The sequence below is a fragment of the Caballeronia temeraria genome (assembly GCF_001544795.2).
GTDB classification, from domain to species: Bacteria; Pseudomonadota; Gammaproteobacteria; order Burkholderiales; family Burkholderiaceae; genus Caballeronia; species Caballeronia temeraria.
This window is the reverse complement of record NZ_FCOI02000079.1, coordinates 1-4,054: the sequence shown is the minus strand read 5'-3', so window position 1 is coordinate 4,054 and position 4,054 is coordinate 1. Positions and strand designations below refer to the sequence as shown.

Below are 4,054 nucleotides of genomic sequence, written 5' to 3'. Positions count from 1 at the left end.
GCAGTAGATCACGAGTTCCTTTATCAGCACGACGTCGGCATTACCCGCGTACGCCGCTTGATGAAACAACGCGCGCAGCAGCAGCTCGAACAACTGCAGGCTTTTCAACCCAAACCGGAAGGCATCGACACCACATCAGCGCAGGTCGCTTCGCATGTCTGAAGTGCCCAAGGTCTATAGCGCCGCACCGTTAGTGGGCCGTCGCATAGTCGTCACTGGGGGAGCGCGCGGGCTTGGCGCTGCGTTCGTTACTTCCTTGTTGGAAGCGGGCGCGACGGTCGCATTTGGTGATTGTCTGACGCGAGAGAGTCGGGCGCTGATCGAATCAATGGGAGCGTTGCGAGAATCCGCATACTTCGCCCACTTGGATCTCCTCGATCCACACAGCGTCAACGATTTCTTTTCGGAATGCGCGGAACGGTTAGGTGGCATAGATGGACTTGTGAATAACGCTGCAATTACAAACTCTGGCGGTGTAGGCGCGGCCGATCTCTCTGTCGAGACTTGGGACGCGGTCATGAACGTCAACGTGCGCGGCACCTGGTTGGCAAGCATCGCGGCTTTGCCCCATCTCCGCGCATCAGAGCGTGGCAGCATTGTAAACATTGCATCGGATACCGTAATGTGGGGTGCGCCTAACGTTCTGGCGTACGTTGCGAGCAAAGGTGCTGTCGTTTCAATGACCCGGTCACTGGCGCGGGAGTTTGGCGGTGCAGGGATAACGGTTAATGCGATCGCTCCGGGTCTGACCGAGGGTGAAGCAACGGCCTATGTTCCAGCCGAGCGGCACGAACACTACTTGAAAGGGCGAGCAATCGCGCGCTCACAGATGGCTAGCGACGTAGTGGGTCCGGTCCTCTTCCTGTTGTCCGACGCAGCACGGTTCGTAACAGGGCAGCTATTGCCGGTCAATGGCGGTTTTGTTCTTAATTGAAGAAGCTGGAAGTGATTAATTTACAGGAGTCAGCAATGGCAGATACAGAAGTCGGGACTGCGGACGTTGAACAGCGCGCCGGTGGAAGCCTCGCCGAGTTGATGAGCAATCGGGTAGCGCTTTTCGAGACAAGAAAATACGACTGGGACGCGCTGAAATTCCAGGCGGACTACGACCCGGCGTATCGACGGGCACAAATGCGGTACGTCGGAACCGGCGGCACGGGCGTCGCCAAGGACGTCAACACCGTTCCTGCGGGCTCGTTCACATTTTCGACTATGGTGATTCCAGCCGGCAACATTGGTCCAAGCCACATTCACATCGACGTTGAAGAAATCTTCTTCGTGCTGCGCGGGAAAATGAAGGTCATCTGCGAAAAAGATGGCGAAACATGGGAGGCCGTTCTCGGCGAGAGAGATCTAATTTCCGTGCCGCCCGGTGTGTATCGCAGCGAGATCAATGTCGGCGAGGAGGACGCTTTGATGTGCGTCATGCTGGGGTCGCCGAAACCGATCACGCCGACATATCCGCCCGATTCGCCGCTGGCTAAATTGAAACGCTGACTTGCGGACAGCACGATGCCAGCATATACCGAGGGTAATCTCCCGCAAAACTTTATGCAGGAAGTGCACGGGTACCCGTCAAAATCCGTGGATATTCCTGGTGGTCAGATTAGCTTTCGCGAGGGCGGTCAAGACAGAAAGGACGCGATCCCGCTGGTTTTACTGCATGGCATCGGTTCGGGTGCTGCGTCGTGGTCAAAGCAACTAGACAGCATAGGGCAGGCCAGGCGCGTAGTGGCTTGGGACGCCCCCGGTTATGGCGAGTCGACGCCAGTGAAACCTTACGTACCGGTAGCAGCTGATTACGCAGAAGCGCTTTTCTCATGGCTTGAAGCGATCGAAATAGAACGCTGTGTACTGGTGGGGCATTCGCTAGGAGCAATCATCGCTGGTGGGTTCGCGTTAGCGCACGCGTCAAAGCTCGCTGGTCTTTTGCTGCTTTCTCCAGCAAGAGGCTACGGCAGCGCGAGTGCCGCTGTTCGAGACGGAAAGCGCAATGGACGCTTGGAGTTGCTCAGGAAGCTTGGCCCCGAAGGTCTCGCAAGGGAGAGGTCCTCGAATATGTTGTCGTCAGCCGCCAGCGATGAAGCTCGTCTATTTGTGCATTGGAACATGTCAAAGGTCGTACCAGAAGGGTACGAACAGGCGACGCATTTGCTCGCAAATGCAGATTTGGCGGCGGACATATCCGGGTTCCACGGTCGAATCGCAGTCGCCGTTGGCGCGGAAGATACCATCACCCCTGCGTCGGCTTGCGAGCCGGTTGCCCGCGCTGCGGGGGTGGCACTGCAAATCGTTCCCCACGCAGGGCATGCAGGTTACATCGAGCATCCGGGCGTGTATTCGAACTTGATCGAAACCTTCTGCCGCACATGTGAGAGCTGGTAGGGGAGTGCGACGCTTGACGCCTGATTGTAAACCTATGATGCATAGGACTACCAATGACTGAGACTGTGCCAGGACTCGAGCGTGGTCTGAAGATGCTGACGGAGTTTTCCGCTCGTGAACCGGTGCTCGGGGCACCGGAGCTGACGAAGCGGCTCGGAATCCCGCGTTCGACCGTTTTTCGCCTTCTTCAAACGCTCGAGTCTTTGAGGTTTGTAGAGCGAGTCGACAAGGATAGAAATTTCAGCCTTGGTCCTGCGGTGCTACAGCTCGGTTACGGCTTCCTAGCGTCGATGGAAATTGCACGTACCGGTCAGCCCGTGATCGAGTCGCTGCGGGATGTAACGGGCCTCGCTTGCCATGTGGTCATTCGTGATGGGCGGGACATTGTTGTCGTCGCACGAGCAAAGAGTCAGCTCCCGCTGTTGAGGTCAGTCCGGATCAACGTAGGAACGCGCTTACCTGCTCATGCAGCCACCCACGGTTTTGCCCTGATGGCCGATCTCACTCTTGAAGAGCTCCGGTCGTTGTATCCAGAACCGACGCTGCGGCGCTTCACATCTCTTACGCCAGGTACGGTCGAGGAGTTGTACGCACGAGCACTAGAAGATGCAAAACGGGGCTACTCAATCGGCGAATCTTCATTTGAGAGCGGCATCTCCGTGGTATCGGCTCCAATTCGCGATGCAACGGGGAGGTTTGTAGCCGTTGCGACGGCGACCGTCGCGGCTTCTAAAGTCGACATGGCCCTCCTCGAGGACGGACTCATCTGGAAGGTGAAAGACGCTGCAAATGAAATCTCTCGACGGCTCTCGCGGGGCACCCAGGCAACGAGTAAATACCTCGAGCAGGCGGAGTTGCAATGATGAAGCTCGATCTATCCGGGCAGGTTGCTGTGGTCACTGGTGGCAGTTCTGGAATTGGACTAGCAGCGGCGCGGCTACTCCTCGGTGCCGGTGCCAGTGTCGGAATTTGCGGGCGCAATTGGGAGCGTCTTAAAAGTGCAGAAGCTTCGCTTGCTCAGGTCTGTGCTGACGGGGACGACCGGAGGCTTCTCGTTCAACGATGCGACGTATTGGATAAGGAAGATGTCGAGAGCTTTGTGGAGGCAATGCGAGGCCGCTTCGGACGTGTCGACATGCTCATCAACAACGCGGGGCAGGGGCGCGTTTCTACATTCTCGAGCACGCTCGACGAAGAGTGGCGCGAGGAATTGGAGCTGAAATACTTCGGGGTCATCCGTCCGACTCGCGCGTTTCTGCCGATGCTCCAAGCCTCGCCTAACCCGTCGATTGTCTGCGTGAATTCACTTCTGGCGCTGCAACCCGAGCGGCACATGGTAGCAACGTCGTCCGCACGAGCGGGCTTGCTTAATCTGACCAAATCGCTGGCGAACGAACTCGCTAGTGATGGCATCCGGGTTAATTCGATCCTTCTAGGAATCGTCGAATCGGGCCAGTGGCGCCGACGCTTCCAGTCCGAAGCGCAAGGCGAGCAGTCGTGGGATGAATGGACGGCTGCGATCGCGCGAGAGAAGGAGATCCCACTAGGTCGATTTGGGCGGCCCGAGGAGGCCGCCAAAGCGATTTTTTTCTTAGCTACGAGCCTGTCGTCGTACACGACGGGCAGCCATATTGATGTTTCTGGAGGCGTTGCGCGACATGTCTAATAA

Annotated in this window: 5 protein-coding genes and 1 pseudogene; all 6 read left to right on the top strand. The window is 57.2% G+C overall.

All coding sequences use genetic code 11. The features are described 5' to 3' along the window. Window positions 1-162 (top strand): annotated as a pseudogene (locus AWB76_RS40590) (3-phenylpropionate dioxygenase); the annotation flags it as partial. Beyond that, window positions 155-934 carry an SDR family oxidoreductase gene (locus tag AWB76_RS38325; RefSeq protein ID WP_061165276.1) on the top strand — a complete coding sequence of 260 codons (780 nt, stop codon included), beginning with the start codon at window positions 155-157 and terminating at the stop codon, window positions 932-934. The pseudogene AWB76_RS40590 and the gene AWB76_RS38325, both read left to right, overlap by 8 nt. Before the next feature lie 35 nt (window positions 935-969). After that, entirely contained in the window at window positions 970-1,497 is a 528-nt protein-coding gene (locus AWB76_RS38320; RefSeq protein ID WP_061165278.1) for a cupin domain-containing protein, read from the top strand. A gap of 54 nt (window positions 1,498-1,551) precedes the next feature. Next, a complete protein-coding gene (locus AWB76_RS38315) occupies window positions 1,552-2,385 on the top strand; it encodes an alpha/beta fold hydrolase (protein ID WP_061165277.1) in 834 nt (277 codons plus the stop codon). 53 nt (window positions 2,386-2,438) lie between these two features. Then, the gene (locus tag AWB76_RS38310) at window positions 2,439-3,248 is read left to right on the top strand and encodes an IclR family transcriptional regulator (protein ID WP_061165275.1); all 810 of its coding nucleotides are present in this window, start codon (window positions 2,439-2,441) and stop codon (window positions 3,246-3,248) included. Further along, window positions 3,245-4,051 carry an SDR family oxidoreductase gene (locus AWB76_RS38305; protein WP_061165274.1) on the top strand — a complete coding sequence of 269 codons (807 nt, stop codon included), beginning with the start codon at window positions 3,245-3,247 and terminating at the stop codon, window positions 4,049-4,051. The genes AWB76_RS38310 and AWB76_RS38305 overlap by 4 nt, the downstream gene beginning before the upstream one ends. The last annotated feature ends 3 nt before the right edge of the window (window positions 4,052-4,054 follow it).

What these genes read in the sequence shown, in the direction of transcription:
- AWB76_RS38325 (WP_061165276.1), top strand. Translation starts at nt 155, where the DNA reads ATGTCTGAAGTGCCCAAGGTCTATAGCGCCGCACCGTTAGTGGGCCGT.
- AWB76_RS38320 (WP_061165278.1), top strand. Translation starts at nt 970, where the DNA reads ATGGCAGATACAGAAGTCGGGACTGCGGACGTTGAACAGCGCGCCGGT.
- AWB76_RS38315 (WP_061165277.1), top strand. Translation starts at nt 1,552, where the DNA reads ATGCAGGAAGTGCACGGGTACCCGTCAAAATCCGTGGATATTCCTGGT.
- AWB76_RS38310 (WP_061165275.1), top strand. Translation starts at nt 2,439, where the DNA reads ATGACTGAGACTGTGCCAGGACTCGAGCGTGGTCTGAAGATGCTGACG.
- AWB76_RS38305 (WP_061165274.1), top strand. Translation starts at nt 3,245, where the DNA reads ATGATGAAGCTCGATCTATCCGGGCAGGTTGCTGTGGTCACTGGTGGC.